This is a genomic window from Pseudomonas sp. Os17 (genome assembly GCF_001547895.1).
GTDB lineage: Bacteria > Pseudomonadota > Gammaproteobacteria > Pseudomonadales > Pseudomonadaceae > Aquipseudomonas.
Map to the genome: position 1 here is coordinate 2373358 of NZ_AP014627.1, position 26931 is coordinate 2400288.

The window sequence follows — 26931 nt, forward strand, 5'->3', positions numbered from 1 at the left end:
AGGCATTGAGCCGTGGGTAACCCGGCAGGACGCCGGGTTAGCCGCACTGGGCCATGGATGGCCCATTGCGGCGGCCCACGGATCAATGCCGGAGTTCGGGCATGCCTCGCTATGCGAGGCACCGAGTGGAGGGGCAGAAGCGTTTTGCTTACTTTTGCGCTTTTCAAAAGTGAGTCGCTGTAAGAGCGAAACCCTAAGTGGCCGCACCCGCAGCAACGGATATGTACCCAACCCCCGCTGTAAAAGCGAAACCACCAGAGGCCATACCCCCAGCACCGGCTATGCCCCCAACCCCCTACTTATCCCACGTCCCCGGACACCCCTGGCACCCCTCCATATTGGCATCCTGAAAATTCCCATAATGCTGCCGCGCCCCGCGCAAATCGGCGCGTTCCAGATTGCTTTCGCCCAGTTTGGCTTCCTGCAGATTGGCCTCGCTCAGATTGGCCCCTTGCAGATCCGCCTTGCTCAACCAGGCCATCTCCAGGTCCGCCGCTTGCAGGTTGGCCCGGTGCAGCTTGGCCCCGGACAGCCGGGCAAATTGCAGGTAGGCCGCGCTGAGGTTGGCGTTCTCGAATTGCGCGCCCTGGGCAAACAGGCCCCAGCCCTGGATCGCCATCAGCTTGGCGTCGCTGAAGTCCGCCAGCCGCAGGTTGCTCTGTTGCAGGCTGGCGCGGGTCAGGTTGGCGCCTTGCAGGCGGGCTTTTTCCAGATTGGCCAGGTCCAGCTGGGCATGGCGCAGGTCGGCGCCGGAGAGGTCGGCGCCGGCCAGGTTCATCTTGCGCAGGTCCTGGTTGGCCAGGTTGGCGCCGCGCAGGTTGGCGCCCGGGCATTGGCTGGATTCGGCAATCAGGCAGCCATTGATGGTCAGGGGTACATCGTTGCCGTCGTCGTCGACGTTCACCGCAAAGGCGGGAGACAGGCCCAACAGCAGGACCAGGGGCAGGTAGTTCATGGTGCGGTTCTCCAGGCGGGAGTGAAGGCGGGTGGGGCGAGGGCGCTGGCGCCCGCTGGACCGGCCGGCGCCCCGGGGGCGTAGCCGTCGTGAACCCGGCCCACGCGGTAGGCCTGAGCTATCGCGTGGGCAGGGTTCGGGGCCACTGCGCGGCCCAGCGGGCGCCAGCGCCTCGCCACCAGTCGGTCAGCGCTGGGCGGTCTTGTTATCCCAGCTCGGGATCTTGAACACCCAGAACGAACCGCCTTGGGCCACCGGCTTGGTCAGTTCGGCCATGTCGCCACCCCACAGCGGCACCGCGCCGCCGTAGCCCACGGTCACGCCGATGTACTGCTCGCCATCCTGTTCCCAGGTGATGGGCGGCGAGACGATGCCGCTGCCGGTCTGGAATTTCCACAGCTCCTTGCCGGTCTTGGCATCGAAGGCCTTGAAGAAGCCGTCGCCGGTGCCGGTGAACACCAGGTTGCCCTTGGTCGCCAGGACGCCGGCCCACAGCGGCAGGTGTTCCTTGTGTTCCCACACCAGCTTGCCGGTGGTGGGGTCCATGGCGCGCAGGGTGCCGACGTGGTCGTCGTACATGCGCTTGATACGGAAGCCCATCCCCAGGTAGGCCGAGCCTTTCTTGTAGTTCACTTCCTCGGTCCAGTACTCCTCCTTCCACTGGTTGCCGGGGATGTAGAACAGCCCGGTGTCCTGGCTGTAGGCCATGGGGTTCCAGTTCTTGCCCCCCAGGAACGGCGGCGAGACTTCCACCGGCTTGCCCTTGGTTTCACCCGGCAGCGGCTTGGCCGGACGCTGGCCGGGATTCTCTACGGGGCGGCCGGTCTTGAGGTCGATGTGGCTGGCCCAGGTGATGTTGTCGACGAAGGGGAAGGCGTTCTGCAGTTTGCCGTTGTTGCGGTCCACCACGTAGAAGAAACCGTTGCGGTCGGCGTGGCCGGTGGCCTTGACCACCTTGCCGTCCTTGCCCTTGTAGTCGAACAGCACCAGTTCGTTGTTGCCGGAGAAGTCCCAGGCGTCGTTCGGCGTGTGCTGGTAGAACCACTTCACTTCGCCGGTGCTCGGGTCGACGCCGACCTGACCCGAGGTGTAGAGGCTGTCGTAGTCGTGGGGGTTGCCGTCTTTCGAGGTCCGCGCCCAGGTGTTCCACGGCCCGGGGTTGCCGGCGCCGACGATGATGGTGTTGGTTTCGGCATCGAAGCTGGCGCTCTGCCAAGGGGCGCCGCCGCCGTGGCTCCAGGCTTCGACCTTGCCGGTTTCGGTGGTCTTGTCATCGGGCCAGGACGGTGCCTTGACGTCGCCGGTGGGGGTGCTGTCCTTGCCGTTGAGGCGGCCCATGTGGCCTTCGACGAAGGGCCGCATCCACACCTCTTCGCCGGTGTCCGGGTCGCGGGCGAACAACTGGCCGACCACGCCGAATTCATCGCCGGAGCTGCCGTGGATCAGCAGCACCTTGCCGCTGGTCTTGTCCTTGATCAGCACCGGGGCGCCGGTCATGGTGTAGCCGGCGCTGTGGTCGCCGAACTTCTTGTTCCACACCACCTTGCCGGTGTTCTTGTCCAGGGCGATGACCCGGGCGTCGAGGGTGCCGAAGTAGATCTTGTCGCCGTAGATCGCCGCGCCGCGGTTGACCACGTCGCAGCACGGGCGAATGTTGTCCGGCAGGCGGTGGTTGTAGGTCCACAGGCGCTTGCCGGTCTTGGCGTCGAGGGCGAACACCCGCGAGTAGGAGCCGGTGACGTAGACCACGCCGTCGCTGACGATGGCCTGGGATTCCTGGCCGCGCTGCTTCTCGTCGCCGAAGGAGTAGGACCAGGCCGGGGTCAGCTTGAACACGTTCTTGTCGTTGACCTGGGCCAGGGGGCTCCAGCGCTGGGCGTTGGTGCCCATGCCGTACTGCAGCACGTCCTGGGTGGTCAGGTGGTCGTTGGCGATGTCTTCCCAGGTGACGTTCTTGCTGGCAGGTGCCGCCGGGGTGGTGGCCGCTGTGGCCGCCGTGCCCAGGGACAGGCTGCCGGCCAGCAGCAGGGCCTGGACGGCAAGGCTCAGGGGGGAAAGGGCGGGTAGCGATCTTATTGTCATGGTTGCAGTTCCCAGTGGAGGTTTTGGCCTGACTAGGGTCTGCCCCGGGGCGGGTGTTGAGATACGGAAAAAGTCCCGCCCTTGCCGGGAATAGTTCCCGGGCGGCACCTGATTTAGGCCCGCGCCACAAGCCCTACTACCAAGGGAGTAGGGCGCGACCACCAAAGCAGCATACGGCCGTCCGCCGGCTGTTTCTAAGATGGCGCCATGGCCTCTGTAGCGAGGTCTTGCGTGCAATCTTGAGGGCATAACAATGACAACAAAACGCAACGCCTTGCTCGCGGTAGGGCTGCTGACCGGTGCCTTGGCCACCGGTGCTGTATGGGCTCATGGCAACGTGGTGCCCCAGGCGGTGGAAACCAAGGGCCTGACGCCGATCAAGGACGCCGGGGTGAGCGTCGATGGCGACGGCTGGGCTTCGGTCAACCCGTACCGCACCTCGCCCGAGCACGACAAGGCAGTGGAAATCGGTGCCTCGGCCTACAACCAGAACTGCGCCGCCTGCCATGGCCTGGAAGCCAAGTCCGGCGGTATCGCTCCAGACCTGCGCATGCTCGATGCCGGTGAAGCCGGGGATGAATGGTTCGTCGAGCGGGTGCGCCACGGCGCGGTGCGCGATGGCCGGGTGTACATGCCGAAGATGGCCGACTACCTGAGCCAGGAAGCCCTGTGGGCGGTGCGCACCTACCTGGACAGCGTGCGCGTCGAGGAGTGATTGCCATGGGCCGCCTGGCGCTGTTTCTCAGTGGCTTGCTGCTGTGCTGCGCGGCGGCGCAGGCCGGGGTGCGCAACTACGACACGATGATCGCCTCCGGTGAGCTGAAGGTGGCGGTGTACCAGGATTTTGCCCCCTACAGCTTCGAGGACCAGGGCCAGCCCCGGGGCGTCGACGTCGAGCTGGCGCAAGCCCTGGCCGAGACCCTGGGGGTGCGCCTGCAACTGATCTGGGCGCCCCCTGGGGAGAAGCTCGACGACGACTTGCGGGATTACATCTGGCGCGGCAGCCCGCTGCGCCACCAGCAGTTGGCCGACCTGATGATGCGCGTGCCCTACGACCACGACTACGCGCAAAAGCGCAACGAACTGGGGGAGCTGGCCAACGATCACGTGGTGATGTTCGGCCCCTATCAGGAGGAGCGCTGGCAGGTGGCGTTCGACCGCCGCCGGCTGGACTCGGTGGCCAGCGTCGCGGTTTTCCAGGAGCACCCGATCGGGGTCGAGGTGGACAGCGTGCCCTCGTTCTACCTGACCTCGGTGTTCAACGGCATGCTCAGTGCCAAGACCCATCATTACCCCAGCGTGCAGCAGGCCTTCGGTGCCTTGCGGGCCGGGCAGGTGGACGCGGTGATGGCCATGCGCGGCGAGATCGACTGGCAGTTGCACCAGGCCGCCGACCCGCAGCTGGCCCTGGCGGAAAACGCCTACCCGAACATGGGCAAGCAGGTATGGGAGATCGGCATGGCGGTGCATGAAAGCAACCGCCAGCTGGCCTATGCCGTGGAGGAGGCCCTGGAAGGGCTGATCCGCGACGGTCGCCTGCAGGCGCTGTACGCCCGTTATGGCCTGCGTTACGAGGTCCCGGAGATGTATCAATAGGAGCTGCGATGAACTGGCGAGCGACCTGTCTGCTGGCGTGCTGGCTGCCCTTGGCGACCCCGGCGCTGGCCGCCGATCCCCAGGCCCCGGGCGCGGACCCGGTGCCCTCGGTGATGTGGGCCTTCTACCACAAGCAATTGCTGGGCGATGCCGCGTTCGTCTTCGATGACCGGGTCAAGCTGCTGGCGCCGCCCTTTGCCGAGGATGCGCGACAGGTGCCGCTGGAGATCGACGCCCGGGCCTTCAGCGGCGACGTGGTGCGCATCCTCGCCTGGGCCGAGCTCAACCCCTTGCCGCGCATTGTCGATTTCGTGCCGGGGGAGCGGGTGCTGCCCTGGCTGTCGATCCGCATCCGCATCGAGCAGGCCACGCCGCTGCGCGCCGCGGTGCAGACCCGCGACGGCCTGTGGCACGTGGGCTCGACCCTGATCGATGCCGCCGGTGGCGGCTGCACCGCCCCCAGCGTGGTGCGCACCCAGCCGGGCTGGGAAGAGCACATCGGCGAGGTGCTGGGCGGGCGTTACCCCCGGGGTGATGCCAGCCGTCTGCGCCTGCAAGTGTCCCACCCGATGGACAACGGCCTGGTCAGCGGCATCCCCGAGTTCTTTCTCAACCACGCCGAACTGCGCGACCCGAACGATCAGCTTCTGGCCAGCCTCGAACTGTTCCCGGCGGTCAGCGAAAACCCCAACCTGGGGTTCGACATCCAGGGGACGGGGCAGACCCGCTTGCTGTTGCGCGACAACAGCGGCAACCAGTTCGAGGCCAAGCTGCCCTGAGCGCATCCTTTGACCCACCCGAGCCGAGGCGCACCATGCGTTGGATCCTGCTGTTGCTGCTATGCCTGGGCCTGCCGGCCCGGGCCGACCTGGACTATCAACTCAAGCCCCGGCAGATTGCCGCGGGCACCTGGCTGCTGGAAGGCAGCACCGACAATTTCGCCAAGGCCAACGGCGGCAACATCGTCAACACCGGGTTCATCGTCACCGACAGCGGGGTGGTGGTGATCGACAGCGGGCCGTCGAAACGCTACGGCGAAGCCTTGCGCCGGGCGATTGCCGCCACCACCGACAAGCCGGTGATCCAGCTGCTGTTGACCCACCATCATCCCGACCATGTGCTGGGCAATCAGGCCTTTGGCGATGTGCCCATCGGCGCCCTGGCCGGCACAGCCGACCTGCTGCGCCAGCAGGGGGACGCCATGGCCGAGAACCTGTACCGCATGGTCGGCGACTGGATGCGCGGCACCGAGGTGGTGCTGCCGACCCGGGTGCTGGAGCCCGGGGTGCTTGAGGTAGGCGGGCATCGCTTGCGCCTGCTCAGTTTGAGTGGGCACACCGGTGCCGACCTGGCGATTCTCGATGAGAACACCGGGGTGCTGTTTGCCGGTGACCTGGTGTTCTACGAGCGGGCGCTGACCACCCCCAACAGCCCGGGGCTCGGTGTCTGGCTCAAGGACCTGGACACCTTGCAGGCCCTGCCGTGGAAGCTGATCGTTCCCGGGCACGGGCCGCTGGCCAGCGATGCGGCGCCCTTTGCCCAGATGCGCGACTACCTGAGTTGGCTCGATGAGCTGATGCGCGACGGCGCGGCCCGGGGCGATGACATGAGTGAGATGATCCGCCGCCCGATCCCCGAGCGTTTTGCCGGCATCAGCCTGACCCGCTACGAGCTGATCCGCAGCGTCAGCCACCTGTACCCGCGTTACGAGCGCCAGCGCCTGCAGCGTATCGACGATCACTGACCCTTGTGGCGAGGGATCTTGTGGGGGCTTGCCGGCGATGGCGGTCTTGCGGGCCCCTTCGCTGGCAAGCCAGCTCCTACGGGAGGCAGGTACATCGCGTGGAGCCTTGTAGGAGCCGGCTTGCCGGCGATGGCGGTCTTGCGGGCCTCTTCGCTGGCAAGCCAGCTCCTACGGGAGGCAGGTACATCGCGTGGAGCCTTGTAGGAGCCGGCCTGCCGGCGAAGGCGGTCTTGCGGGCTTCTTCGCTGGCAAGCCAGCTCCTACGGTAGGCAGGTACATCGCGTGGAGCCTTGTAGGAGCCGGCTTGCCGGCGAAGGCGATCTTGCGGGCCTCTTCGCTGGCAAGCCAGCTCCTACGATAGGCAGATACATCGCGTGGAGCCTTGTAGGAGCCGGCTTGCCGGCGAAGGCGATCTTGCGGGCCTCTTCGCTGGCAAGCCAGCTCCTACGGTAGGCAGGTACATCGCGTGGAGCCTTGTAGGAGCCGGCTTGCCGGCGAAGGCGATCTTGCCGGCCCCTTCGCTGGCAAGCCAGCTGCTACAGTGCGGGGGCATGGCGCCTGCTTGCCGCTTGTTGCTTGAAGCTTGCCTCTGCCCCTCCAGTACCAAGGAACTAGAAAACTCCGCACTGCGGGCAATTGTTGGCAAACAGGCCGGGACCAAGAATTCCCGGCAGACCGGGAAAATTTCCCGGGAACAACAATAACCGCCGAGGTAGCCGTCATGACCCAACCCCCACGTCGTCCCTTTTTCGCCGTGAGCCTGGTGCTCAGCGCCATGCTGCTGTCCAGCGCGGCCCTGGCCGCCGTCACCGATGAAGAGATCCTCCAGGACCCGAAGAACCCGCAGCAGATCGTCACCAACGGCCTGGGTGTCCAGGGCCAGCGCTACAGCCCGCTGGACCTGCTCAACGTCGATAACGTCAAGGAGCTGCGGCCGGTCTGGGCCTTCTCCTTCGGCGGCGAGAAGCAGCGCGGTCAGCAGGCCCAGCCGCTGATCAAGGACGGGGTGATGTACATGACCGGCTCCTACTCGCGGGTGTTCGCGGTGGATGCGCGTACCGGCAAGAAGCTCTGGCAGTACGACGCGCGCCTGCCGGATGACATCCGCCCGTGCTGCGACGTGATCAACCGCGGCGTGGCGCTGTACGGCGACCTGGTGTTCTTCGGCACCCTGGACGCCAAGCTGGTGGCCCTGAACAAGGACACCGGCAAGGTGGTGTGGAGCAAGAAGGTCGCCGACCACAAGGAGGGTTACTCCATCAGCGCGGCGCCGATGATCGTCAACGGCAAGCTGATCACCGGGGTCGCCGGCGGCGAGTTCGGGGTGGTCGGCAAGATCCAGGCCTACGACCCGAAAAACGGCGAGCTGCTGTGGATGCGCCCCACCGTGGAAGGCCACATGGGCTATGTGTACAAGGACGGCAAGGCCATCGAGAACGGCATCTCCGGCGGCGAGGCGGGCAAGACCTGGCCGGGCGATCTGTGGAAGACCGGCGGCGCGGCGCCGTGGCTCGGCGGCTACTACGACCCGGAAACCAACCTGCTGCTGTTCGGCACCGGCAACCCGGCGCCGTGGAACTCCCACCTGCGCCCTGGCGACAACCTGTATTCCTCGTCGCGCCTGGCCCTGAACCCGGACGACGGCACCATCAAGTGGCACTTCCAGAGCACCCCCCACGACGGCTGGGACTTCGACGGCGTCAACGAGCTGATCTCCTTCAACTACAAGGAGGGCGGCAAGGAGATCAAGGCCGCCGCTACCGCCGACCGCAACGGCTTCTTCTACGTGCTCGATCGCACCAACGGCAAGTTCATCCGCGGTTTCCCCTTTGTCGACAAGATCACCTGGGCCACCGGCCTGGATAAGAACGGCCGGCCGATCTACAACGAGGCCAGCCGTCCCGGCGCCCCGGGCAGCGAAGCCAAGGGCAGTTCGGTGTTTGTCGCCCCGGCCTTCCTCGGCGCCAAGAACTGGATGCCCATGGCCTACAACCGCGACACCGGGCTGTTCTATGTGCCGTCCAACGAGTGGGGGATGGACATCTGGAACGAAGGCATCGCCTACAAGAAGGGCGCGGCGTTCCTCGGCGCGGGCTTCACCATCAAGCCGCTGAACGAGGACTACATCGGCGTGCTGCGGGCCATCGACCCCATCAGCGGCAAGGAAGTCTGGCGCCACAAGAACTTCGCGCCGCTGTGGGGCGGGGTGCTGACCACCAAGGGCAACCTGGTGTTCACCGGCACGCCTGAAGGCTTCCTCCAGGCGTTCAACGCCAAGACCGGCGAAAAGGTCTGGGAATTCCAGACCGGCTCCGGAGTCCTGGGCTCGCCCGTGACCTGGGAAATGGACGGCGAGCAGTACGTCTCGGTGCTCTCCGGCTGGGGCGGCGCGGTGCCGCTGTGGGGCGGCGAAGTGGCCAAGCGGGTCAAGGACTTCAACCAGGGCGGCATGCTCTGGACCTTCAAGCTGCCCAAGGACCTGGTGAGCAAACGCTAATCGTAGGAGCCAGCTTGCTGGCGAAGGCGCCCGCACGACCGCTTTCGCCGGCAAGCCGGCTCCTACAAAGCCCGGGATATCCCTGCCGACCGTAGGAGCCAGCTTGCTGGCGAAGAGGCCCGCAAGAGCGCCTTCATCGGCAAGCCGGCTCCCGCACAGGGCAATCAACCTACGACCAAATGACGAGAGCCCCCCTGCCAACGATGCATTCGTCCGGCACCCGAGGCTCTCTACCATCGGTCCATCGCCTGTCGTCGGACAGGCCTCGACCAGCAGAGGCTCAGCATGATCTACGCACAACCCGGAACCCCAGGCGCCGTCGTGTCCTTCAAGCCACGCTACGGCAATTTCATCGGCGGCCAGTTCGTGCCGCCGGTGGAAGGCCAGTACTTCACCAACACCTCGCCGGTGAACGGCGAAGTGATCGCCGAATTCCCCCGTTCCAGCGCCGCCGATATCGACAAGGCCCTGGACGCCGCCCATGCCGCCGCCGATGCCTGGGGCAAGACCAGCGCCCAGGACCGTTCGCTGGTGCTGCTGAAGATCGCCGACCGCATCGAGCAGAACCTGGAGATCCTCGCGGTCAGCGAGACCTGGGACAACGGCAAGGCGGTGCGCGAAACCCTCAACGCCGACGTGCCCCTGGCCGCCGACCACTTCCGTTACTTCGCCGGGTGCATCCGTGCCCAGGAAGGCGGCGCCGCGGAGATCAACGAACTGACCACCGCCTACCATTTCCACGAACCTTTGGGCGTGGTCGGGCAGATCATCCCGTGGAACTTCCCGCTGCTGATGGCCGCCTGGAAACTGGCCCCGGCCCTGGCCGCCGGCAACTGCGTGGTGCTCAAGCCCGCCGAGCAGACCCCGCTGTCGATCATGATCTTCGCCGAGCTGATCGCCGACCTGCTGCCGGCCGGCGTGCTGAACATCGTCCAGGGTTTCGGCCGCGAAGCCGGCGAGGCCCTGGCCACCAGCAAGCGCATCGCCAAGATCGCCTTCACCGGCTCGACCCCGGTGGGCTCGCACATCATGAAATGCGCCGCCGAGAACATCATTCCGTCCACCGTGGAACTGGGCGGCAAGTCGCCGAACATCTTCTTCGAAGACATCATGCAGGCCGAGCCCAAGTTCATCGAAAAGGCCGCCGAAGGCCTGGTGCTGGCGTTCTTCAACCAGGGTGAAGTCTGCACCTGCCCGTCCCGCGCCCTGGTGCAGGAGTCGATCTACGAGCCGTTCATGGCCGAGGTGATGAAGAAGATCGTCAAGATCAAGCGCGGCAACCCGCTGGACACCGAGACCATGGTCGGCGCCCAGGCATCGCAGCAGCAGTACGAGAAGATCCTCTCCTACCTGCAGATTGCCCAGGAGGAGGGCGCCGAGCTGCTCACCGGTGGCGCCGCCGAGCGCCTGGAAGGCGACCTGTCCAGCGGCTATTACATCCAGCCGACCCTGCTCAAGGGCCACAACAAGATGCGCGTGTTCCAGGAAGAAATCTTCGGCCCGGTGGTGGGCGTGACCACCTTCAAGGACGAAGCCGAAGCCCTGGCGATTGCCAACGACAGCGAGTTCGGCCTGGGCGCCGGGCTGTGGACCCGCGACATCAACCGCGCCTACCGCATGGGCCGGGCGATCAAGGCCGGTCGGGTGTGGACCAACTGCTACCACCTGTACCCGGCGCATGCCGCGTTCGGTGGCTACAAGAAATCCGGCGTGGGCCGTGAGACCCACAAAATGATGCTCGACCACTACCAGCAGACCAAGAACCTGCTGGTGAGCTACGACATCAACCCCCTGGGCTTCTTCTAAGGGCAAGAAAGGGCGGGGTAGTTGGGTGCTGCCCCGCTTTGTGTGGCAACGGCGCGACGTCTTGGGTGGACGTCGCGCCGTTTTTTTAGAGACCCCGATCCCCTCAACTTGCGCCATCCTGTAGCCGCTGCCGAGCCCCGGCGAGGCTGCGCAAAGGCCCGCAGGGCCTTGCCTGGCGATCTCCCGCCAAACCCGTAGCGGCCTCAAGAACGCTGCGGCCCTTCGTGCCGTTCGCAGCCTGCGGCAGCGGCTACACCAACCTCGGATCGACACCGGCCCTGTAGCCGCTGCTGAGCCCCGGCGAAGCTGCGCAAAGGCCCGCAGGGCCTTGCCTGGCGATCCCCCGCCAAACCCGTAGCGGCCTCAAGAACGCCGCGGCCCTTCGTGCCGTTCGCAGCCTGCGGCAGCGGCTACACCAACCTCGGATCGACACCGGCCCTGTAGCCGCTGCCGAGCCTCGGCGAGGCTGCGCAAAGGCCCGCAGGGCCTTGCCTGACGATCCCCCGCCAAACCCGCAGCGGCCTCAAAAACGCTGCGGCCCTTCGTGCCGTTCGCAGCCTGCGGCAGCGGCTACACGTGCGCCCAGCCCCTACCAACGCACCCCGCCGGCTCGTCCCAAAGTAGCATTCGGCCGCCGCGCGCCCCGTGCATTAATGCCTCTACCGGAATCGTCCGGCACAACAAGAGGATTGACCCCATGTGGCATAAACCCGCGTACACCGACCTGCGCATCGGCTTTGAAGTGACCATGTACTTCGCCAACCGCTGAGCCGTCCCGCTCCGGCCGCTCCTGGTGTTGGCCGGAGTCTTTTGCCCTTCAGGAGCACGTCATGCATATCCGCATTCTCGGTTCCGCGGCGGGCGGTGGTTTTCCCCAGTGGAACTGCAACTGCCGCAACTGCGCCGGGGTGCGCGACGGCAGCCTGCGCGCCCAGCGCCGTACCCAGTCGTCCATCGCCTTGAGCGACCACGGCAACGACTGGATCCTGTGCAACGCCTCGCCGGATATTCGCGCACAGCTGGAGTCCTTCCCGGTGCTGCAACCGGCCCGGCATTTGCGCGACACCGCCCTGGCCGGGGTGATCCTGCTGGACAGCCAGATCGACCACTGCACCGGCCTGCTCAGCCTGCGCGAAGGCTGCCCGCATCAGGTCTGGTGCACCGAGATGGTCCATCAGGACCTGTGCAGCGGCCTCCCCCTGTTCAACATGCTCAGCCACTGGAACGGCGGCTTGCAGTGGCAGCCCATCCACCTCGATGGCCGCGAATTCAGCCTGCCGGCCTGCCCAGACCTCGCCTTGCGGGCTATTGCCCTGCGCAGCAGCGCGCCGCCGTATTCGCCCCACCGTGGCAACCCGCACCCGGGGGACAACATCGGCCTGTTCATCGAGGACCGGCGCAGCGGCGCCAGCCTGTTCTATGCCCCGGGGCTGGGGCAGGTGGATGAGGCCCTGCTGGAATGGATGGACCGCGCCGACTGCCTGCTGGTGGACGGCACCCTGTGGCGCGACGATGAAATGCGCGTCTGTGGCGTCGGCGACAAGCTGGGCAGCGAGATGGGCCACCTGGCGCAAAGCGGCCCCGGCGGCATGCTCGAGGTGCTGGACCGCTTTCCCCGGGCGCGCAAGGTGCTGATCCACATCAACAACACCAACCCGATCCTCGACGAAGACTCCGCCGAGCGCGCCGAGCTGACCCGCCGCGGCATCGAAGTGGCGCATGACGGCCTGGACATCCATCTCTGACGCCACCCGGTCCCTGTAGCCGCTGCCGAGCCTGCGAGGCTGCGCAAAGGCCCGCAGGGCCTTGCCTGACGATCTCCCGCCAAACCCGCAGCGGCCTCAAGAACGCTGCGGCCCTTCGTGCCGTTCGCAGCCTGCGGCAGCGGCTACACCAACCTCGGATCGATACTGGCCCTGTAGCCGCTGCTGAGCCACGGCGAAGCTGCGCAAAGGTCCGCAGGACCTTGCCTGGCGATCCCCGCCAAACCCGCAGCGGCCTCAAGGGCGCTGCGGCCCTTCGTGCCGTTCGCAGCCTGCGGCAGCGGCTACACAACCTCGGATCGGCACTGGCCCTGTAGCCCTGTAGCCGCTGCTGAGCCTTGCCTGACGATCTCCCGCCAAACCCGCAGCGGCCTCAAGAACGCTGCGGCCCTTCGTGCCGTTAGCCACGGCGAAGCTGCGCAAAGGTCCGCAGGACCATGCCCGCGCCAGCGCCCACAAAAACCGCAGCGGCCTCAAGAACGCTGCGGCCCTTCGTGCCGTTCGCAGCCTGCGGCAGCGGCTACAGGGCCTGCGAGGCTGCGAAGTCCGCCGATGGTCTGATTGCTTTCAGCAACGGATGCTTTAGGCTGGCGTTCTCCTTTCAGAACAATAAGAAAACAGGCTTCCGTCATGAGCCAGAATCTCAGTCTGCTGCGCAAGTTCGTGTCTCCGGAAATCATCTTTGGTGCCGGTTGCCGGCATAACGTCGGCAACTATGCGAAGACCTTCGGCGCGCGCAAGGTCCTGGTGGTCAGCGACCCCGGGGTGATTGCCGCCGGTTGGGTCGCCGATGTCGAGGCCAGTCTCCAGGCCCAGGGTGTCGACTATTGCCTGTACAGCCAGGTGTCGCCCAACCCGCGGGTGGAGGAGGTGATGCAGGGCGCCGAGGTCTACCGCGAAAACGCCTGCGATGTGATCGTCGCCGTCGGCGGCGGCAGCCCCATGGACTGCGGCAAGGGCATCGGCATCGTGGTGGCCCACGGGCGCAGCATCCTGGAGTTCGAAGGGGTGGACATGATCCGCGTGCCGAGCCCGCCCTTGATCATGATTCCCACCACCGCCGGCACCTCGGCGGACGTCTCGCAGTTCGTGATCATCTCCAACCAGCAGGAGCGGATGAAGTTCTCCATCGTCAGCAAGGCGGTGGTGCCGGATGTGTCGCTGATCGACCCGGAAACCACCCTGGGCATGGACCCGTTTCTTTCTGCCTGCACCGGCATCGACGCCCTGGTGCATGCCATCGAGGCCTTTGTTTCCACCGGCCACGGGCCGCTCACCGATCCCCATGCCCTGGAAGCCATGCGGCTGATCAACGGCAACCTGGTGCAGATGATCGCCAACCCCGGCGACATCGCCCTGCGCGAGCAGATCATGCTCGGCAGCATGCAGGCCGGGCTGGCGTTCTCCAACGCGATTCTCGGCGCGGTGCATGCCATGTCCCACAGCCTGGGGGGCTTTCTCGACCTGCCTCACGGGCTGTGCAACGCGGTGCTGGTGGAGCATGTGGTGGCCTTCAACTACAGCTCGGCGCCGGAGCGCTTCAAGGTGATTGCCGAGACCTTCGGCATCGACTGTCGCGGGCTCAACCAGCGGCAGATCTGCGGGCGCCTGGTGGAGCACCTGATCGCCCTCAAGCACGCCATCGGTTTCCACGAAACCCTGAGCCTGCATGGGGTCAGCAGCAGCGACATTCCGTTCCTCTCGCAGCATGCGATGGACGATCCGTGCATCCTCACCAACCCTCGCGAATCCAGCCAGCGTGATGTCGAGGTGGTGTATGGCGAGGCCCTCTGACGAACAGCAACGGGCCTTGGCCGGGCTTTTGGGGCTGGGCAATCACTCGGCGCGCAAGAGTCACTACCCGGAACTGGCGGCGCGCCTGGAAGACCTGGAAACCGAGCGCAACCGCTACAAGTGGCTGTTCGAGCACGCGGTGCACGGGATCTTCCAGGCCAGCCTGCAGGCCGGCCTGCGCGCGGCCAACCCGGCCCTGGCGCGCATGCTGGGCTATCAGGACCCGCAGGAAGTGCTGTTCTCCCTGGCCGACCTGGCGGGCAATCTGTTCGTGGGCGGCGCCGCGGAACTGGCCGCCATCGGCGAGCAGCTGCAGCGCCAGCGCAGCCTGTTGGGTTATGAAACCCAGTTGCGGCGCAAGGACGGCAGCAGTATCGACGTGTTGATGAACCTGCTGCTCAAGCCCGACCAGGACGGGCTGGTGGAAGGTTTTGTCGCCGACATCACCGAACGCAAGCTGGCCCAGCAGCGCCTGGAACAGCTCAACGACCAGTTGGAGCAGCGCGTGGCGGCGCGCACCGATGAGCTGCTGGAGGCCAACCGCAACCTGCAACAGCAGATCGCCCGGCGCGAGCGCATCGAGCGCGACCTGCGCGAGGCCCGGGACGCCGCCGAGGCGGCCAATCGCAGCAAGGACAAGTACCTGGCCGCCGCCAGCCACGACCTGCTGCAACCCTTGAATGCCGCGCGCCTGCTGATCTCCACCTTGCGCGAGCGGCGCCTGCCGGCGGCCGAGCAACTGCTGGTGGAGCGCACCCACCAGGCCCTGGAAGGCGCCGAGGACCTGCTCACCGATCTGCTGGACATCTCCAAGCTCGACCAGGCGGCGGTCAAGCCGGACCCTGCGGTCTATCGCCTGGATGAGTTGCTCGCGCCGCTGGTCTCGGAGTTCCAGTCGGTGGCCGAGGCGGCGGGCCTGGAGCTGCGGGTGCGCTTTGGCGACTTTGCCCTGTTCACCGACCTGCGGCTGATGACGCGGATTCTGCGCAACTTCCTCAGCAATGCCTGCCGCTACACCGAGCGCGGCAGCATCCTGCTGGCGGCGCGGCGTCGCGGCGATCAGCTGCGGCTGGAGGTGTGGGACACCGGGCGCGGCATTGCCGCCGACCGCCTGGAATCGATCTTCCTCGAATTCAATCAGCTGGACGTGGGCCGTGCCGCCGATCGCAAAGGGGTGGGCCTGGGGCTGGCGATCGTCGAGCGCATCGCCAAGATTCTCGGTTACCGGGTGCAGGTGCAGTCGCGGCCGGGGCGGGGCTCGCGGTTCAGTATCGAGGTGCCCCTGGCGGACCGGGTGCCATTGCCCATCAGTTTGCAGGCACCGCAGCCGGGCACCGGCAACCCGCTGCCGGGGCGGCGTCTGCTGGTGCTGGACAACGAGCTGAGCATCCTTGAGAGCATGGCCGCGCTGCTCGGGCAGTGGGGCTGCGAAGTGCTCACCGCCACCGATCAGGCGGCGGCCCTGGCGGTGCTTCAGGGTCGGGCGCCGGAGCTGATCCTGGCGGATTTTCACCTGGATCACGGGGTCACCGGGTGCCAGGTGGTGCAGCAGTTGCGCGAGCACTTCCAGCAGCCGCTGCCGGCGGTGATCATCACCGCCGACCGCAGCGACCAGTGTCGCCGGGCCTTGCAGCAACTGGGCGCGCCGTTGCTCAACAAGCCGGTGAAGCCGGGCAAGCTGCGGGCCGTGCTCAGCCAGTTGCTGGGCTAGGGCCGGGCCGGTTCCATGGGGCATCCGAGGAGGGGGCGCTCGGGTGCGGGGCTTCTGGCGTGGGGGCAGGCTTGCGGCTAAGATGCCGCTCTTTTTTTCAAGGACGAAGCCGGCTCCTGCGCCAGCGCGCCGGGCCGCCGTTGACCCATCGATGAAACCCCTGTCCTCGTATCACCCGCTGCTGTACTGGCTGCGGGTGCGCCAGAAGCGCCTGATGCGCCACCTGGCCTGGCGCTGTTCCGGGCGCCGTTACGCCCGGCCCGAGGCCGGCAGCCCGCGCTTGCCCCATCGGCTGATCAAGCACACCTCGAAACTGATCCGCACCCTGGGTGACTGCGACCTGGCGCTGCAGCACAACAAGGTGATCAACCTCAAGCTGGCGGTGGCCTGCATCGATGGCGTGCGCATCGCCCCCGGCGAGTATTTTTCCTTCTGCAAGCTGGTGGGCCGGCCCAGTCGCCGGCGCGGTTTTGTCGAAGGCATGGAGCTGTCGTTCGGCGAGGCCCGCAGCGGCATCGGCGGTGGCATCTGCCAACTGAGCAACCTGATTCACTGGATGGCGCTGCATTCGCCGCTTGAGGTGGTGGAGCGGGCCAACCACAGCTTCGACCCGTTCCCCGACGAGGGCCGGGTGCTGCCCTTCGGTTCCGGCGCTGCGATCTTCTACAACTACATCGATCTGGTGCTGTACAACCCCGGGCCGCAGACCTTGCAGCTCAAGCTGCTGGTCGGCGCGCAGCAACTGGAGGGCGAGCTGCTCTGCGAGCGGCCGCGGGAGTATCGCTATCACGTCTACCAGCGGGCCCATCGCTTTGTGCGCGAGGGCGCCCGGGTGTACCGGGAGAACCAGATCTGGCGCGACATTCGCACCAAGGGCCAGGACGCCCAGCTGCTGCGCCAGGAGTGCCTGTATCGCAACCGGGTGCTGGTCAAGTACCCGGTGGCCGAGGCGCTGCTCGATCAGCCGGCGCCGGGCTCAGATGATGCCCAGCATCCACAGTAGGCCCAGGTAGACCGCGGCGCCGCCCAGGGGCCAGACCACCAGCAGGCGGGTCTGGCTGAAGAACGCTGGCGCGGGCTCCACCCGGGTCGACTCCTCCAGCTGTTGCAGGGTCCTGGCGGGCACGCCGTCCTCGACCGGGGCGTTGAGCTGGGCCTCGATCAGCGGTTCCACGGCCTCGACCTTGCGCATCAGCGTCCGGCCCGAGGCGAACAGGGCGGCGCCGACGAAGATCAGCAGGTAGATCAGCAGGAACTTCCAGTGCGCGGCGTTGCTCAGGCGCAGGAAGTCGGGGGTCGGGCTGTTGTCCCAGAACCAGTCCAGGGCCCGGGTGTTTTCCGAGACCATCAGGGTGAACTGCTGAATCGGGCGGTTGATGGTGCTCGCCATGGCGGTGTAGCTGTCCAGGCGCCAGTGGAGCATTTTCAGGGTGGAGAACAGCGTGGAGATCAGTGCGCCGGTGAACATCAATGCGCCTGCGCCAATCTGCAGCCGGTACTTCAATTGGGCCTGGGTGTAGTTCATCTGTGCGTCCTGCCATGAAGAAAGTGGCGCAATACTATATTTCACCGGCACGGGCTGATAGGGGCGGTGCTGCTCAGGCTATCCTTGGCTCCCTCTCTACTCGGACGAATCAGCCCATGCTGCAGGTACAAGGCGTCTTCAAGAGTTACCCCACGCCCCAAGGCCCGCTGGCGGTGCTGCAGGGCGTGGACCTGCAGCTGCGGCACGGCAGCAGCCTGGCGCTGATGGGCGAGTCGGGCAGTGGCAAGAGCACCTTGCTGCACCTGATCGCCGGGCTCGACCGGGTCGACGCCGGCAGCATCCGCATCGGCGGGCAGCACCTGGAGCAGATGACCGAGGGCCAGCGCGCCGACTGGCGACGCACTGAAGTGGGCCTGGTGTTCCAGCAGTTCAACCTGATCAGCAGCCTGCGGGTGGAAGACAACCTGAGCTTCCAGGCGCGCCTGGCCGGGCGCCTCGATCCGCTGTGGCAGGCGCAGCTGGTGGCGCGCCTGGGCCTGGGGGACCTGCTGCGGCGCTATCCGGAGCAGCTCTCCGGCGGCCAGCAGCAACGGGTTGCCCTGGGCCGGGCCCTGGCGGCGAAACCCGGGTTGCTGCTGGCGGACGAACCCACCGGCAGCCTCGACGAGGCCACCAGCGACGAGGTGCTGGATTTGCTCCTGGAACTGTTGGCCGACAGCCCCACCAGCCTGTTGATGGTCACCCACAGCCAGCGGGTGGCCAGCCGCCTGCAACAGACGGTGGTGCTGCATCGCGGCCGTCTGGCCGACCCGGTCGGGGGTTGAGATGCGGGTCTTGGTGACGGCCCTGCAGGCGTTGCTGAGTCATTGGCGCCAGCATCCGGTGCAGTTCTTCAGCGTGCTCACCGGGCTGTGGCTGGCCACCAGCCTGTTGACCGGCGTGCTGGCCCTCAACAGTCAGGCCCGGGACAGTTATGCGCGGGCCAGCCAGCTGATCGGCGGCGAGCCCCAGGCCAGCCTGAGCAGCCCCAGTGGAGCCAGTGTCGCCCAGCAGTGGTTCGTCGACCTGCGTCGTGCCGGCTGGCCGGTGTCGCCGGTGCTGCAGGGGCGCCTGCAGGTGCCGGGACATGACGACCTGTCCCTGCAAGTGCTGGGCATCGAGCCGTTGTCGCTGCCTGCCGGTGCTGCGGTGGCCGGGCAGACGCTGGCGCTGCAGCAGAGGGTCGAATTCATCAGCCCGCCGGGGGTGACCTGGGTGGCGCCGCAGACCCTGGCCAGCCTGGGCTGGCAACCGGGCGAGCAACCCTCGGCACTCAACGGCCAGCGCTTGCCGCCGCTGCGGGTGCAGGCGGACATGGCCCCGGGCGTGTTGTTGATGGACATCGGCTTTGCCCAGCAGGTGCTGGGTCAGCCCGGGCAGTTGAGCCGGCTGTTGCTGCCCAAGGCGTTTGCCGCCAGTGCGCCGCCGTTGCCCGAGGCCCTGAGGGGGCAACTGGTGTTGCGCCAGGGGCAGGCACAGAGCGATCTGGCGCGCCTGACCGAGAGCTTTCACCTGAACCTGGATGCCCTGGGGTTCCTGTCCTTTGTGGTCGGGCTGTTTATCGTGCATGCCGCCATCGGCCTGGCCCTGGAACAGCGGCGTGGCTTGCTGCGCACCTTGCGGGCCTGCGGGGTCAGTGCGCGCGTGCTGATCCTCTGCCTGAGCGTCGAACTGGGCGGCTTGGCGCTGCTGGGCGGAGTGGCGGGGGTGGTCAGCGGCTACCTGCTGGCCGGTGTGTTGCTGCCGGACGTGGCCGCCAGCCTGCGGGGCTTGTACGGCGCGCAAGTGGCGGGGCAGTTGAGCCTGAGTCCCGGGTGGTGGTTCAGCGGTATCGGCCTGAGTCTGTTGGGCGCCTTGCTGGCCGGTGGCGCCAGCCTGCTGCGGGCGGCGCGCCTGCCGCTGCTGGCCCTGGCCAATCCCCAGGCCTGGCACCAGGCCCATGCTCGCTGGTTGCGGCGCCAGGGTTGGATCGCTTGCCTGGCCTTGCTGGTGGCGCTGCTGGCGTGGCGCTGGGGCGACAGTCTGGGCAGTGGGTTCGTGCTGATGGCGGCCTTGCTGCTGGCGGCCGCCCTGGGCCTGCCGGTGCTGCTCAATGCGGTGCTGGGCGGTTTGCTGGGGCGCAGTCGCGGGGTGTTGGCGCAGTGGTTTCTCGCCGATTGCCGGCAGCAGTTGCCAGCCCTGAGCCTGGCCTTGATGGCCTTGCTCCTGGCCCTGGCGGCGAACATCGGCGCCGGCAGCATGACCGCCGGTTTTCGCCAGACCTTCACTGACTGGCTGGAGCAGCGCTTGAGCGCCGAGCTCTACGTCAATCCGCAATCCCCCGAGCAGGCCCGGCAACTGCGCGACTGGCTGGCGCAGCAGCCCCAGGTGACGGCGCTGTTGCCCAGCTGGCAAGTGACGTTGCAGATCCAGGGCTGGCCGGCGGACCTGTACGGGGTGGTTGAGCATGACAGCTACCGTGAGCACTGGCCGTTGCTGGAGGCGGCGGGCGCCGATCCCTGGGCGCAATTGGCGAGCCAGGACAGCCTGATGCTCAGCGAGCAGTTGGCCCGGCGGCTCAGGCTGCGGGTCGGCGATCGCCTGGAACTGCCGGTGCCGCAAGGGCAGTGGGCACCGCAGGTGGTGGGGATCTACGCCGATTACGGCAATCCCCGGGGGCACCTGCTAGTGAACGTCGAGCACCTGCTGCGGCACTGGCCGGACCTGACGCCAAACCGTTTCAACCTGCGCCTTGCGCCAGCGGCGGTGCCGGCGCTGATCGGCGAGATGCAACGGCAATTTCACCTGGATGACAGTCGGGTCATCGATCAGGCCCGGCTCAAGGGCTGGTCGCAACAGGTCTTCGAGCGCACCTTTGCCGCCACCGCGGCCCTCAACAGCCTGACCCTGGGGGTGTCCGGGGTGGCGTTGTTCATCAGCCTGCTGACCCAGAGCCAGAGCCGCCTGGGCCAGTTGGCGCCACTCTGGGCCCTGGGTGTGGGGCGGCGTCAGTTGCTGCTGCTGAACCTGGCCCAGACCTGGCTGCTGGCCTTGCTCACCCTGGTCCTGGCGCTGCCCTTGGGCATCGTCCTGGCCTGGTGCCTGGACAGCGTGATCAACGTCCAGGCCTTTGGCTGGCGCCTGCCGTTGCGGGTGTTTCCCGGGCAGTTGCTGCAATTGCTGGGGCTGGCGATGCTGGCGACCCTGCTGGCTTCGGCCTGGCCGCTGCTTCGCCTGTACCGTGCGCAACCGGCGGATCTGCTGAGGAGCTTTGCCCATGAAGACTGAGCCCGTGTGCCGCGGCCTGCTTGCGCTGTGGCTGGTGTTGTCCTTGGCCGGTTGCGACCAGGACGCCGCGGCGCCCCAGGGGTTTGCCGGGCTGGGCAATGAGGCCGCGGCCTTCGCCCCGGTGCTGCCGGGGCGCAGGTTCAGCTTTCCTGCCGATCATGGTCCCCACGACGGTTTTCGCATCGAGTGGTGGTACCTCACCGCCGACCTCAAGGACGCGGAGGGGCGACGCTTCGGTGTGCAGTGGACGCTGTTTCGCAGCGCCTTGCGCGCCGCGCCGGAGCAGCCCGGCTGGAGTGCGCCGCTGGTCTGGCTGGGGCACGCGGCGGCCACTTCGGCCAGCAGCCATCATGCCGCCGAGCGTTATGCCCGGGGCGGGGTGGGGCAGGCCGGGGTCACGGCGCAGCCGTTCCAGGCCTGGATCGATGACTGGCGCTTCGACAGTCTGTCCGGCGGCGACAATCCCCTGGCACGGATGCAGGTGCAGGCCAGCGGACCGGGGTTTGCCTATCGGTTGCAACTGTCCAGCAGCCGGCCCCTGGTGCTGCAGGGCGAGGGTGGCTACAGCCGCAAATCCGATCAGGGGCAGGCGTCCTATTACTACAGCCAGCCGTTTTTCCAGGCCACGGGCCAGTTGCAGATCGATGGCCAGCGTTACGAGGTCAGCGGCCCGGCCTGGCTCGACCGGGAGTGGAGCAGCCAGCCCCTGGCGGCCGACCAGAGCGGTTGGGACTGGTTTTCCCTGCATCTGGACAGCGGCGAGCGGCTGATGCTGTTCCGGGTCCGGCAGGACGGTCACGCGCCCTATATCACTGGCACCTGGATCAATGCCGACGGCAGCACCCAGAGCCTGGGACGGGAGCAGATCCGCATGACGGCGCTGGACACTGCCCTGGTCGAGGGACGGCGCCTGCCGATCGCCTGGCAATTGAGCATCCCCGACAAGGGGCTGGACATCAGGACCCGGGCCTTGAATCCCCAGTCCTGGATGCAACTGAGCATTCCCTACTGGGAAGGGCCGGTCACACTGGAGGGCAGCCACGGCGGCAGCGGCTATCTGGAGATGACCGGCTATTGAGGGTGGCCGGCTCGTGTCGGCGCGGCGGGTGGCAGTGCCGATCGCTGCAGTTTTATTCAGATTCGGCCCACGGACATTCCCGGGTAGTTGCACTAGAATGCCAAGCGTTCGCCCGGTGCAAGGGCTCTTTACCGGTGCATGGATTGCCAAGGCCAGAGCACTGGGCGGACACCTTCCCTGTCGCGCTCGGCGATGTTCCTGCTTCATCCTTCCTTGCTTGCGCCTTCTTCGGTTTCGCCCGAGCGACGCTCAAAGTGCCAGCGGTTGCAGACTCACCTGACGGGCCAGCAGGCTGACGAATCCCGGCCGTGGCGGGGTGCGTCCCTGCACGCTCAGCAGGACGATGGAGGCGCCCATGGCCAGGGCCGCGCCACCGTCCTCGTCCACCTGGAGCAATTGCCCGGTGATGTGCAGTCCGTCCTTGTCCCGAGCCATTCGCGGCTCAGGCCCGGTGCCGGCCCACAGGTTGTGCTGCCAGCGGAACTCATCCTCCAGACTCAGCTCCACCTCGTGCTCCTGGGCAACCTGGGGCGGGGCTCCCAGCCATTGGCCCCGGCCTTCACCGAAAGCACAGCTGAAGTCGACCCACAATGCTGACGACGGGTCGCTGTGGAGGGCGGTGAGAGTGATGCGCATGTCAGGTGTTTCCGTTGTCGAGAGGCAAGGGCGCGCGGTCCATGGACCGGTCAGGCGACAAGGCTGCAGGGAGCGGCAGCGCCTGGCAAGTTGCTCGAGGCTTTTTATTGCGCTGTTGCACGGCAGGGGCACAGAATGCCCCCCGGCCCGACCGGGCCGCCGGTGAATGGGCCATGTGCTGGAGATTAGGGATTGATCTGGTTGAAGCGTTTTCTGATGGCGATGGGCGGGCTGGCGCTGGTGCTGATTGCACTTTACGTGGCCTTGATGGACTTCACCAAGGCGCCGGCCCGTGGGCTGGCCGAGCACCCCAATGCCCAGTGGCAGGGCGCGGCCGATGGTGGGCATTACATTGAAATCACCCGCGCCGAGCCGCCTTATTACTTTGTGCAGGTGCGTTATGAAAGTGGTCAGTTGTGGGATGAGGGCTGGCTTAAATATGAAGGGCGCGACGGTGAAACTTTGAGTGCCAATGAAGTACTCGCCTTCGACGGCGATGGGGTGATCTACCTGCAATTGCGCAAAGTGCTGAGCGCGGATAAGTCGGCGGCCCATTGACGGCGCTCGGTGCGGCAGGGGTGAGCGAGCCAGGCGGGGCGGCGCGATTAATACCACTTGTTGCATAAAACCGAATACAACTGTGCAAGAAGTTGCGCATAAGAACTTAAACATATTTGTACTAGAGGTTTATCAATCTATATAAGAAATATCCTATATTTTTGCCTGGGGTGTTCCGTTAGGGTTTTGCCACCTGAATGGATATCCGGTAGTTCCAGTGCGCACTTTGTTTCCCACCTTTGTCAGACTTTTCTTCAAAGAGCGTAATCAGCGCTTTTGTCTGAGCGGCGTGGCGGGCATGGAAAGTGGCCAGCCATGAGCTACTCCCGCAAGTTGTATTCCCATCACCTCAAACTCGCCCAGTCCCCTGTGCACGAGCACAGTTTCGCCGGCGAAGACGTACGCTTCTCCAACGAGTACGAAGCCCTGGAAAACGAGCTGGGCAAAGCCCAGTCGCTGCATGCCAACGGTCAGATCGACTGGCTGAAGGTCCAGGAGCAAAGCGAAGCGCTGTTGCGTCATCAATCCAAGGATCTGCGGGTCGCCGCCTGGCTGACCTGGGCCCTGCATCAGCGTGAGTCTTTCCCAGGCCTGCTGGCGGGCCTGGGGCTGTTGCGCCACCTGTGCGAACACCATTGGGAGCAGGTGCATCCGGCCAAGCCGCGCACCCGTGCCGCGGCGGTCGCCTGGCTGGTGCCGCGCCTGCAGGAAGCCCTCGACGACGATGTGCCGATCAAGGAGCAGTTGCCGCTGTTCCGCCGCCTGGTGGAGCAGATCCAGGGGCTGGACGGCATCCTGACCGGGCACCTGGGGGACGAAGCGCCCTTGCTGCTGCCCATCTGCCGGCGTCTGCAGGGCATGGTCACCCGGGCCGCAGACCAGCAGCCGGAACCCGGCGCCGTGGGCAGCGTGGTGGCTCAGGTCAAGCAGGCGGCGGCGCAGCTGTTCACCCCCGGTTCACCCATCGATAACGAAAAGGATGCGCACAAGGCCCTGCGTGCCCAGCAGGACAACGCCCGGCCGCTGTGCGCCTGGTGGCTGCGGCAGAAGGCCACCGATCAACGGGCCCTGCGCCTCAATCGCACCCTGATGTGGCTGGCCATCGATGCGGTGCCCGAGCGCAATGCCGAGCAGGTCACTGCCTTGCGCGGGCTGCCGGCGGACAAGCTGCGTCATTACCAGGAACGTTTCGCCCAGGGCCAGTACGCCGATCTGCTGGTGGAGCTGGAAGCGAGTCTGGCCCGGGCGCCGTTCTGGTTCGACGGTCAGCGCATGGTCTGGGAGTGCCTGCAGGAGCTCAATGCCGAGTCGGCCATGCGCGAGGTGGAGTTCCATTTCGCCTTGCTGCTGCAACGCCTGCCCGGGCTGATCGAGCTGCGTTTCCATGACGGCGTGGCCTTTGCCGATCCGGCCACCCGCGCCTGGATCAGCGCCCAGGTCCTGCCCCATCTGCAAAGTGCCGACGTGCCGCGCAAGGTCGAAGCGGACAGCCACCTGCCGGCCTGGGAAGAGGCCCTGGAGGAGGTGCTGCCGATCCTGCGCAAGGACGGCCTCAAGGCCGCGGTGCAGGTGCTCAAGCAGGGACTGCAGAACGCCCAGGGTGGGCGGGTGCGGTTCTTCTGGCAGTTGAGCCTGGCGCGCCTGTGCTTCACGGCCAAGAAGTACGAACTGGCCAAGACCCAGCTGGAGACTCTCGACCAGCAGCTGCAGCACTCGGGCCTGCAGGCCTGGGAGCCGCAGCTGGCGCTGGAGGTACTGCAGCTGCTGCACAACTGCTGCGAGCTGTTGCCGCAAAACCACGCGGTGCGCGAACGCAAGGAAGAGGTTTATCGCAGGCTGTGCCATCTCGATCTCGAGGTGGTACTCGAATAGGCCCCAGGGCCAACAACCCAAGGAGAAGTGTCATGGCCAAAGAAGGCTCTGTAGCCCCCAAGGAACGGATCAACGTCACGTTCAAGCCCGCCACCGGCGGCGCCCAGGAAGAGATCGAACTGCCGTTGAAACTGCTGGCGATCGGCGATTACACCCAGCGCCTGGACGAGCGCAAGGTCGAGGATCGCAAACCCATCAGCATCGACAAGATGACCTTTGACGAGGTCCTGGCCAAGCAGGAACTGCGCCTGACCCTGAGCGTGCCCAATCGCCTGCAGGACGACGGCGGCAGCGACGAGCTGGCGGTGCAGCTGCGGGTTGATTCGATGAAGGACTTCAATCCCGCAAGCCTGGTGGAGCAGGTTCCGGAGCTGAAGAAACTCATGGAACTGCGCGACGCCCTGGTGGCGCTCAAGGGACCGTTGGGCAACGCGCCGGCCTTTCGCAAAGCCATCGAAGGCGTGCTGGCCGATGACCAGTCCCGGGACCGGGTCCTGGGTGAACTGGGTCTGAACGCCGCCCCCGCCCTGCAAGACTGAGCCCTCAACCGCCAAGGAAGCTAGAACATGAGTAGCAGTGCCGCACAGCAGAAGCACCAGGACAGCAGTGAATACAGCATCCTCGACAGCATCATTGCCGAGACGCGCCTGACCCCGGATGACGAGGCCTATGACATCGCCAAGCGCGGGGTCTCGGCCTTTATCGAAGAGTTGCTGAAACCGCAGAACAGCGGCGAGCCGGTTAAGAAGGCCATGGTCGATCGGATGATTGCCGAGATCGACGCCAAGCTCAGCCAGCAGATGGACGAGATCCTCCACCATCCCGACTTCCAGTCGCTGGAGTCGGCCTGGCGTGGTCTGCAGTTGCTGGTGGATCGGACCAATTTCCGCGAGAACATCAAGATCGAGATCCTCAACGTCTCCAAGCAGGACCTGCTGGACGACTTCGAGGACTCTCCGGAAGTGATGCAGGCCGGCCTCTACAAACATATCTACACCGCTGAATACGGCCAGTTCGGTGGCCAGCCGGTGGGGGCCATCATCGCCAACTACTTCATGTCCCCCAGCTCGCCGGACGTGAAGCTGATGCAGTACGTGTCCAGCGTGGCCTGCATGTCCCACGCGCCGTTCATTGCCGCGGCGGGGCCGAAGTTCTTCGGCCTGGAAAGCTTTACCGGGCTGCCGGACCTCAAGGACCTGAAGGACCACTTCGAAGGCCCGCAATTTGCCAAGTGGCAGAGCTTCCGCCAGTCCGAGGATGCGCGCTACATCGGCCTGACCCTGCCGCGTTTCCTGCTGCGCAATCCTTACGATCCGGAAGAAAACCCGGTGAAATCCTTCGTCTACAAGGAAAACGTTGCCAACAGTCACGAAGACTACCTGTGGGGCAACACCGCCTACGCCTTCGGCACCCGCCTGACCGACAGCTTCGCCAAGTTCCGCTGGTGCCCGAACATCATCGGCCCGCAGAGCGGCGGCGCGGTGGAGGACCTGCCCCTGCACCACTTCGAGAGCATGGGCGAGATCGAAACCAAGATCCCCACCGAGGTCCTGGTATCCGACCGGCGCGAGTACGAGCTGGCGGAGGAGGGCTTCATCTCCCTGACCATGCGCAAGGGCAGCGATAACGCCGCGTTCTTCTCCGCCAGTTCGGTACAGAAACCCAAGTTCTTCGGCATCAGCGCCGAGGGCAAGGCCGCGGAGCTCAACTACAAGCTCGGCACCCAGCTGCCCTACATGATGATCGTCAACCGCCTGGCCCATTACCTGAAGGTGCTGCAGCGCGAGCAACTAGGGTCCTGGAAGGAGCGCACCGACCTGGAGCTGGAACTCAACAAGTGGATCCGCCAGTACGTGGCCGACCAGGAGAACCCCAGCAGCGAAGTGCGTGGCCGGCGTCCGCTGCGTGCGGCGCAGATCATCGTCAGCGACGTCGAGGGCGAACCGGGCTGGTACCGGGTCAGCCTCAACGTGCGGCCGCATTTCAAGTACATGGGGGCGGACTTCACCCTGTCGCTGGTGGGCAAGCTGGACAAGGAATAGGGCAG

General features: G+C 66.1%; 22 protein-coding genes. 18 read left to right on the plus strand and 4 right to left on the minus strand.

Annotated elements, in window-relative coordinates; translation table 11 throughout:
• Nucleotides 1-295 precede the first annotated feature (295 nt).
• Together POS17_RS10745 and exaA are read right to left on the minus strand one after the other, a co-directional pair.
• Nucleotides 296-955 (minus strand): pentapeptide repeat-containing protein, encoded by a 660-nt coding sequence (locus tag POS17_RS10745; protein WP_060838518.1) that lies wholly within the window; start codon nucleotides 953-955, stop codon nucleotides 296-298.
• 186 nt (nucleotides 956-1141) lie between these two features.
• Entirely contained in the window at nucleotides 1142-3037 is a 1896-nt protein-coding gene (exaA, locus tag POS17_RS10750; protein ID WP_060838519.1) for a quinoprotein ethanol dehydrogenase, read from the minus strand.
• A 253-nt stretch (nucleotides 3038-3290) separates the two neighbouring features.
• Between exaA and pedF the strand changes: the two genes are divergently transcribed.
• The 11 genes from pedF to POS17_RS10800 all read left to right on the plus strand — a co-directional run bounded on the left by pedF (nucleotide 3291) and on the right by POS17_RS10800 (nucleotide 16951).
• Nucleotides 3291-3752, plus strand: a complete 462-nt coding sequence (gene pedF, locus POS17_RS10755; protein WP_016967318.1) for a cytochrome c-550 PedF — start codon at nucleotides 3291-3293, stop codon at nucleotides 3750-3752.
• A 5-nt stretch (nucleotides 3753-3757) separates the two neighbouring features.
• Complete coding sequence (locus POS17_RS10760; RefSeq protein WP_060838520.1) at nucleotides 3758-4633, plus strand: substrate-binding periplasmic protein; 876 nt, start codon at nucleotides 3758-3760, stop codon at nucleotides 4631-4633.
• Between the two features lie 8 nt (nucleotides 4634-4641).
• Nucleotides 4642-5412 (plus strand): quinoprotein dehydrogenase-associated SoxYZ-like carrier, encoded by a 771-nt coding sequence (locus POS17_RS10765; protein ID WP_060838521.1) that lies wholly within the window; start codon nucleotides 4642-4644, stop codon nucleotides 5410-5412.
• Between the two features lie 35 nt (nucleotides 5413-5447).
• Nucleotides 5448-6377 carry a quinoprotein relay system zinc metallohydrolase 1 gene (locus POS17_RS10770; protein WP_060838522.1) on the plus strand — a complete coding sequence of 310 codons (930 nt, stop codon included), beginning with the start codon at nucleotides 5448-5450 and terminating at the stop codon, nucleotides 6375-6377.
• A 721-nt stretch (nucleotides 6378-7098) separates the two neighbouring features.
• Nucleotides 7099-8874, plus strand: a complete 1776-nt coding sequence (gene pedH, locus POS17_RS10775) for a PQQ-dependent alcohol dehydrogenase PedH (RefSeq protein ID WP_016967314.1) — start codon at nucleotides 7099-7101, stop codon at nucleotides 8872-8874.
• Between the two features lie 285 nt (nucleotides 8875-9159).
• Nucleotides 9160-10680: an acetaldehyde dehydrogenase ExaC gene (gene exaC, locus POS17_RS10780; protein WP_060838523.1), complete on the plus strand. Its 1521-nt coding sequence runs from the start codon at nucleotides 9160-9162 to the stop codon at nucleotides 10678-10680.
• Nucleotides 10681-11377: 697 nt separating this feature from the next.
• The gene (pqqA, locus tag POS17_RS30850; protein WP_011060521.1) at nucleotides 11378-11449 is read left to right on the plus strand and encodes a pyrroloquinoline quinone precursor peptide PqqA; all 72 of its coding nucleotides are present in this window, start codon (nucleotides 11378-11380) and stop codon (nucleotides 11447-11449) included.
• A gap of 61 nt (nucleotides 11450-11510) precedes the next feature.
• Nucleotides 11511-12425: a pyrroloquinoline quinone biosynthesis protein PqqB gene (pqqB, locus tag POS17_RS10785; protein WP_060838524.1), complete on the plus strand. Its 915-nt coding sequence runs from the start codon at nucleotides 11511-11513 to the stop codon at nucleotides 12423-12425.
• A 648-nt stretch (nucleotides 12426-13073) separates the two neighbouring features.
• Nucleotides 13074-14237 (plus strand): alcohol dehydrogenase-like regulatory protein ErcA, encoded by a 1164-nt coding sequence (ercA, locus tag POS17_RS10790; protein WP_060838525.1) that lies wholly within the window; start codon nucleotides 13074-13076, stop codon nucleotides 14235-14237.
• On the plus strand, nucleotides 14221-15948 hold the full coding sequence (locus POS17_RS10795; RefSeq protein WP_060838526.1) for a PAS domain-containing hybrid sensor histidine kinase/response regulator: 1728 nt from the start codon (nucleotides 14221-14223) through the stop codon (nucleotides 15946-15948). Before ercA ends, POS17_RS10795 begins: the two co-directional genes overlap by 17 nt.
• 151 nt (nucleotides 15949-16099) lie before the next feature.
• Nucleotides 16100-16951 (plus strand): VanW family protein, encoded by an 852-nt coding sequence (locus tag POS17_RS10800; RefSeq protein ID WP_060838527.1) that lies wholly within the window; start codon nucleotides 16100-16102, stop codon nucleotides 16949-16951.
• Here the strand turns inward: POS17_RS10800 and POS17_RS10805 are convergent.
• On the minus strand, nucleotides 16925-17473 hold the full coding sequence (locus POS17_RS10805) for a YniB family protein (RefSeq protein WP_060838528.1): 549 nt from the start codon (nucleotides 17471-17473) through the stop codon (nucleotides 16925-16927). The two genes, POS17_RS10800 and POS17_RS10805, sit on opposite strands and share 27 nt — an antisense overlap.
• Nucleotides 17474-17589: 116 nt before the next feature.
• On the opposite strand from POS17_RS10805, the gene POS17_RS10810 reads away from it, so the two are divergent.
• Genes POS17_RS10810 through POS17_RS10820 form a run of 3 tightly spaced genes read left to right on the plus strand, consistent with a single transcriptional unit; the run spans nucleotide 17590 to nucleotide 21818 of the window.
• Nucleotides 17590-18258, plus strand: a complete 669-nt coding sequence (locus tag POS17_RS10810; protein ID WP_060838529.1) for an ABC transporter ATP-binding protein — start codon at nucleotides 17590-17592, stop codon at nucleotides 18256-18258.
• A 1-nt stretch (nucleotide 18259) separates the two neighbouring features.
• Nucleotides 18260-20740 carry an ABC transporter permease gene (locus POS17_RS10815; protein WP_060838530.1) on the plus strand — a complete coding sequence of 827 codons (2481 nt, stop codon included), beginning with the start codon at nucleotides 18260-18262 and terminating at the stop codon, nucleotides 20738-20740.
• Complete coding sequence (locus POS17_RS10820) at nucleotides 20730-21818, plus strand: lipocalin-like domain-containing protein (RefSeq protein ID WP_060838531.1); 1089 nt, start codon at nucleotides 20730-20732, stop codon at nucleotides 21816-21818. The genes POS17_RS10815 and POS17_RS10820 overlap by 11 nt, the downstream gene beginning before the upstream one ends.
• A 249-nt stretch (nucleotides 21819-22067) precedes the next feature.
• Here the strand turns inward: POS17_RS10820 and POS17_RS10825 are convergent, their stop codons facing one another.
• A complete protein-coding gene (locus POS17_RS10825; RefSeq protein ID WP_060838532.1) occupies nucleotides 22068-22454 on the minus strand; it encodes a hypothetical protein in 387 nt (128 codons plus the stop codon).
• A 201-nt stretch (nucleotides 22455-22655) separates the two neighbouring features.
• Between POS17_RS10825 and POS17_RS10830 the strand changes: the two genes are divergently transcribed.
• The 4 genes from POS17_RS10830 to tssC all read left to right on the plus strand — a co-directional run bounded on the left by POS17_RS10830 (nucleotide 22656) and on the right by tssC (nucleotide 26926).
• Nucleotides 22656-23012, plus strand: coding sequence for a hypothetical protein (locus POS17_RS10830; RefSeq protein WP_231979021.1), 357 nt, complete (start codon nucleotides 22656-22658; stop codon nucleotides 23010-23012).
• A 315-nt stretch (nucleotides 23013-23327) separates the two neighbouring features.
• Complete coding sequence (gene tssA, locus POS17_RS10835; RefSeq protein ID WP_060838534.1) at nucleotides 23328-24884, plus strand: type VI secretion system protein TssA; 1557 nt, start codon at nucleotides 23328-23330, stop codon at nucleotides 24882-24884.
• 32 nt (nucleotides 24885-24916) lie between these two features.
• On the plus strand, nucleotides 24917-25423 hold the full coding sequence (gene tssB / locus POS17_RS10840) for a type VI secretion system contractile sheath small subunit (protein WP_016965108.1): 507 nt from the start codon (nucleotides 24917-24919) through the stop codon (nucleotides 25421-25423).
• Between the two features lie 27 nt (nucleotides 25424-25450).
• Nucleotides 25451-26926 carry a type VI secretion system contractile sheath large subunit gene (tssC, locus tag POS17_RS10845; RefSeq protein ID WP_016965107.1) on the plus strand — a complete coding sequence of 492 codons (1476 nt, stop codon included), beginning with the start codon at nucleotides 25451-25453 and terminating at the stop codon, nucleotides 26924-26926.
• Nucleotides 26927-26931 lie beyond the last annotated feature (5 nt).

Excerpts from the sequence above, each read along its gene's own strand:
- tssA (WP_060838534.1), top strand. The coding sequence starts at position 23,328 with ATGAGCTACTCCCGCAAGTTGTATTCCCATCACCTCAAACTCGCCCAG.
- POS17_RS10810 (WP_060838529.1), top strand. The coding sequence starts at position 17,590 with ATGCTGCAGGTACAAGGCGTCTTCAAGAGTTACCCCACGCCCCAAGGC.
- POS17_RS10770 (WP_060838522.1), top strand. The coding sequence starts at position 5,448 with ATGCGTTGGATCCTGCTGTTGCTGCTATGCCTGGGCCTGCCGGCCCGG.
- POS17_RS10805 (WP_060838528.1), bottom strand. The coding sequence starts at position 17,473 with ATGAACTACACCCAGGCCCAATTGAAGTACCGGCTGCAGATTGGCGCA.
- ercA (WP_060838525.1), top strand. The coding sequence starts at position 13,074 with ATGAGCCAGAATCTCAGTCTGCTGCGCAAGTTCGTGTCTCCGGAAATC.
- POS17_RS10815 (WP_060838530.1), top strand. The coding sequence starts at position 18,260 with ATGCGGGTCTTGGTGACGGCCCTGCAGGCGTTGCTGAGTCATTGGCGC.
- exaA (WP_060838519.1), bottom strand. The coding sequence starts at position 3,037 with ATGACAATAAGATCGCTACCCGCCCTTTCCCCCCTGAGCCTTGCCGTC.
- POS17_RS10745 (WP_060838518.1), bottom strand. The coding sequence starts at position 955 with ATGAACTACCTGCCCCTGGTCCTGCTGTTGGGCCTGTCTCCCGCCTTT.
- pedF (WP_016967318.1), top strand. The coding sequence starts at position 3,291 with ATGACAACAAAACGCAACGCCTTGCTCGCGGTAGGGCTGCTGACCGGT.
- POS17_RS10800 (WP_060838527.1), top strand. The coding sequence starts at position 16,100 with ATGAAACCCCTGTCCTCGTATCACCCGCTGCTGTACTGGCTGCGGGTG.
- POS17_RS10820 (WP_060838531.1), top strand. The coding sequence starts at position 20,730 with ATGAAGACTGAGCCCGTGTGCCGCGGCCTGCTTGCGCTGTGGCTGGTG.
- POS17_RS10795 (WP_060838526.1), top strand. The coding sequence starts at position 14,221 with ATGGCGAGGCCCTCTGACGAACAGCAACGGGCCTTGGCCGGGCTTTTG.
- pqqB (WP_060838524.1), top strand. The coding sequence starts at position 11,511 with ATGCATATCCGCATTCTCGGTTCCGCGGCGGGCGGTGGTTTTCCCCAG.
- exaC (WP_060838523.1), top strand. The coding sequence starts at position 9,160 with ATGATCTACGCACAACCCGGAACCCCAGGCGCCGTCGTGTCCTTCAAG.
- POS17_RS10760 (WP_060838520.1), top strand. The coding sequence starts at position 3,758 with ATGGGCCGCCTGGCGCTGTTTCTCAGTGGCTTGCTGCTGTGCTGCGCG.
- POS17_RS10765 (WP_060838521.1), top strand. The coding sequence starts at position 4,642 with ATGAACTGGCGAGCGACCTGTCTGCTGGCGTGCTGGCTGCCCTTGGCG.
- tssB (WP_016965108.1), top strand. The coding sequence starts at position 24,917 with ATGGCCAAAGAAGGCTCTGTAGCCCCCAAGGAACGGATCAACGTCACG.
- POS17_RS10825 (WP_060838532.1), bottom strand. The coding sequence starts at position 22,454 with ATGCGCATCACTCTCACCGCCCTCCACAGCGACCCGTCGTCAGCATTG.
- tssC (WP_016965107.1), top strand. The coding sequence starts at position 25,451 with ATGAGTAGCAGTGCCGCACAGCAGAAGCACCAGGACAGCAGTGAATAC.
- pedH (WP_016967314.1), top strand. The coding sequence starts at position 7,099 with ATGACCCAACCCCCACGTCGTCCCTTTTTCGCCGTGAGCCTGGTGCTC.